The organism is Nocardia wallacei, assembly GCF_029868745.1.
Taxonomy (GTDB): domain Bacteria; phylum Actinomycetota; class Actinomycetes; order Mycobacteriales; family Mycobacteriaceae; genus Nocardia; species Nocardia wallacei_B.
In genome coordinates this window covers 1-3,529 of record NZ_JARWOP010000320.1, presented here as the reverse complement: position 1 = coordinate 3,529, position 3,529 = coordinate 1, and the positions used below count along the sequence as shown (strand labels likewise).

Genomic DNA, 3,529 nt, shown 5'->3' with positions numbered 1-3,529 from the left:
CTCCCTGGGGGGGGGGCCCCCCCCGCGCCCGGGGGGGGGGCGGCCCCGCGGTGGGTCAGAATTCGCTGCCGAACAGGCCGCCCGGACCATACGAACCGGTGGGCGGCGGTGCGGGCACCATCACCCAGGGACCGCAGTTGGTGGTCTGGAAGGCGACGTCGCCCGGCTTGATCAGCACCCGGACCGGGTTGGTTCGGGTCAGGTCGCTGGCGATGATGAACTGGTTCGGATCGGGGTCGGCCGCATCCGGCACCTTGCGCAAGCGCTGCCAGTAGCAGGCGTGCACCGGATCGGTCGTCCCGGGCGCCTGGTAAATGCCGGGCTGGATGTCGACACCCACCCGGTACAGCCCGTCACCGGGGACGTTCGTCGCCGGGTCGGCGGCGGCGGTTCCGGATCCGAGCACGGTCACCGCGGAGGCCACGGCTCCCGCGATCACAAACGTGCGTCCACGCACGGCGTTCCTCCTCGACTTCATGTGCGGGCTACCGATCGGTCCGGACAACCCGCGGAAGTTCCCCGTGACTTCCGGGGGTCCGGTCTATCAGAGTTCGCGAGACCGATTGGCCGAAATGATGAAATTTGGTGGCGCGCCACAGTCGTCGGACGGATTCCCGAAAATTGATGTGCGCGCAGCGATGCCTTCTGCGCGCTTCTCGCGATATCCAAGCATGAGTGGTCTCCGGTCTGTTTCCCCCGACAGTGACATCGCCTGCGGTCCGCGGTGCGCACGACTGTGTACCCGGGCCGGGCTGGCCGCGGTGCTCGCCTCCGACCAGGGGCTATTGCATTGGCGGGCGATGCGGAGGCTGGGTGATACCGGTCTGGCCGAGCACGCGGTGCAGGACACGCTGCTGCGGGCGTGGCGCGGCTGCGCGACCTACAACCCCGACAAGAGCAGCGTGCGCACCTGGCTGCTGTCGATCGAGCGCAACGTGCTCACCGACCTCGCCCGGATGCGTGCCGTGCGGCCGGCGGAGGCGAGCTGGGACGACTTCGCCGAGGCCGCCGACCGGCGCGGTGCCCGCCCGGACTTCGCCGACACGCTGGCAGACGGGCTGCTCGTTTCCGAACTGCTGGCCCGGCTGCCCGATCCCCAGCGACACGCCGTGGTGCAGGTGATTCTGCACGATCGCGCTTACCGAGATGTTGCTGAGGACCTCGGGGTGCCGGTCGGGACGGTCAAGACTCGGGTGCATTACGCCCTAAGATCACTGCGTCAGCTCCCTCGCAGCGCCTGATTACAGCAGTAACGGTTCGATAACTGTGCTTGCGTGGTGAGACCGGTGTTGCCAGAGTGAACCACTGGGTTTGGTGTTACTAGTGGGAAGGGAGGGGCGCCCCGCTACTGGGTGCGCCGTCCGCACATGAAGCCAAGCATCGTCAAGGCCGGTCTCTGCCTCGCCGTCACGGCCGCGGCCCTCGTTCCATCCGCCGGGATGCTTCCGGCAGTCGCAGTCGCCGCCCCCACCGATCCGGACATGTCGACGAAGCTCGCCGGCAAAACGGTGTTCCTCGACCCGGGTCACCAGGGCTCCGACCACAACCAGGACATCAGCCGCCCGGTCGGCGACGGCCGCGGCGGCACCAAGGAATGCCAGACGACCGGCATGACCACGGTGAACGGCGTGCCCGAGCACACCATCACCTGGAACGTGTCGCAGCTGGTGAAGCAGTCGCTGGAGGCGATGGGCGCCAAGGTCGTGCTCAGCCGCGCCGACGACAGCGGCTGGGGCAGTTGCATCGATGAGCGCGCCGCTGCGGCGAACGACTCCGGCGCGGACGTCGCGATCAGCATCCACGCCGACGGCGCGCCGGTCTCCGAACGCGGCTTCCACCTGATCGTGCCGCAACTGCCGATCCCGGATCCCACGGCTCACCAGGTGCAGTCGGGTGCCGGGCTGGCCGCGACCAAGGTCGTGCGCGACGCCTACCTGCAAGCCGGTTTCCCCACCGCGACCTACGGCGGCGCGGTCGACGGTCTGCAAACCCGCGCCGACATCGCCGGGCCCGCGCTGACCAGGGTCCCGGACGTCTTCCTGGAAATGGGCAACGGCGCCAACCCGGAGGACGCAGCCCAACTGGAGTCCCGCGAAGGACAACTCCAGCACGCCGTCGCCATCGCCACCGGCCTGACCGGCTACCTGCTCGGCTTCGGCGGCCCGCCGCTGCCGTCCGGTTCCGCCGAGGGCCGCGCGTCGGCGAATACCCCACCGGGCCAGGAGAATTCGCTACCGAACAGCGCCCCCGCCGACGCATTGCAGGGCAATGCGCCCGGCCGTTCATCGACGACCGCGCCTGCCGACGAAACGCCGGGTAACAACCAGACCGCACCCGGCTCCGCCGGAACGGCCGGGGGCGCGGCGGCACAATCCGCGCCCAACGGACTCGCGCCGACGGACCAAACCGCGCCAGGCGCGCCCGCACCGGGAACGGAGCAATCGCCCTCCGCAGCCACGCCGCCGGGCGCATCCGCACAAACCCCGCCGGGCGCTGCGGCCCAGTCCGCACCGGGAGCAGATCAACCTGCGCCGGGCGTCGGGGCTACGGGTACGTCGGTGCCAGGCGTGAATCAGTCTGCGCCGGGTGTCGGGGCTGAGGGTGCGGCTGCGCGGTCCGTGCCGGGTGCGGGTCAGTCTGTGCCGGGTGTCGGGGTTGAGGGTGTGCCAGCGCGGTCGGTGCCGGGTGCGGGTCAGTCTGCGCCGGGGGTTGGGGCTGAGGGTACGTCTGCGCAGTCCGTGCCGGGTGCGGACCAGTCTGCCCCGGGTGCTGGGGCTCCGGGTGTGTCCGCTCAGTCCGTGCCGGGTGCGGGTCAGTCTGCCTCGGGCGTCGGGGCTGAGGGTGCGGCCGGGCCTTCTACTCAGGGAACGGGGCAGGTTGCGCCGGGTGCGTCTGCGGAGGCTGGGCCTGAGGCGGGAAAGGGGGCGCCGGGGGTGCCCGCGCAGGGAAGTGGTGGGGCGGCATCAGGGGCTGGGCTTCCGAATGCGTACGCGCAGAACGTGCCTGGTAGCTACACCCCGGGGACGCCGGACGCGCCGGGTCCGGGTTCGCCCAATGCGTACACCACGCCGAACGCGCGTACCTCGCCCGACGCCTACGCTCCCGGCGCACCGAGCGGGACCACGCCCGGGAACTCCGGAAAAGCACCGCAAGCTTCTCCGGGCACCGCGCAGGGCTCCGACCCGTCCACCGCCGTGCAGCCGGGCGCAACTCCGGACTCTGCCGCCAGCTCACTGGTCACGACCGCCATGCAGCTCCTCCTTCCCTTGGCGAAGTCGCTGGGTATGGATGACGCCGCGGTCAACTCCGAGCTGATCAACCTGGCGTATACCCTGGCCGCCACCCTGCTCGGACCGGGCAGCTCGGAAAGCCAGGGCACCGGAACCACTCCGGGAACGCAGAGCGCTCCGGGCGCCCACAGCGGCCCTGCCGCCCGGTAACGTCCCACCACACCCCGGCGCCCCCCCCCCCCCCCCCGGGGGGGGGGGCGGGTGTGGGGGGGCACGGCGCAGAAGGAAGGTTCCCCCCC

The 3,529-nt window shown here is 71.0% G+C and carries 3 protein-coding genes; 2 read left to right on the top strand and 1 reads right to left on the bottom strand.

Going from position 1 to position 3,529, the window contains the following annotated elements; translation table 11 throughout:
- Nucleotides 1-55 precede the first annotated feature (55 nt).
- Entirely contained in the window at nucleotides 56-457 is a 402-nt protein-coding gene (locus tag QH470_RS30085; RefSeq protein WP_280275749.1) for an Rv1352/Rv1906c domain-containing protein, read from the bottom strand.
- A 214-nt stretch (nucleotides 458-671) separates the two neighbouring features.
- Between QH470_RS30085 and QH470_RS30080 the strand changes: the two genes are divergently transcribed.
- Both QH470_RS30080 and QH470_RS30075 read left to right on the top strand, forming a co-directional pair.
- Nucleotides 672-1,241 (top strand): sigma-70 family RNA polymerase sigma factor, encoded by a 570-nt coding sequence (locus QH470_RS30080; protein WP_280275748.1) that lies wholly within the window; start codon nucleotides 672-674, stop codon nucleotides 1,239-1,241.
- Between the two features lie 126 nt (nucleotides 1,242-1,367).
- Nucleotides 1,368-3,440, top strand: coding sequence for an N-acetylmuramoyl-L-alanine amidase (locus QH470_RS30075; RefSeq protein ID WP_280275747.1), 2,073 nt, complete (start codon nucleotides 1,368-1,370; stop codon nucleotides 3,438-3,440).
- The last annotated feature ends 89 nt before the right edge of the window (nucleotides 3,441-3,529 follow it).

Excerpts from the sequence above, each read along its gene's own strand:
- QH470_RS30080 (WP_280275748.1), top strand. The coding sequence starts at position 672 with ATGAGTGGTCTCCGGTCTGTTTCCCCCGACAGTGACATCGCCTGCGGT.
- QH470_RS30075 (WP_280275747.1), top strand. The coding sequence starts at position 1,368 with ATGAAGCCAAGCATCGTCAAGGCCGGTCTCTGCCTCGCCGTCACGGCC.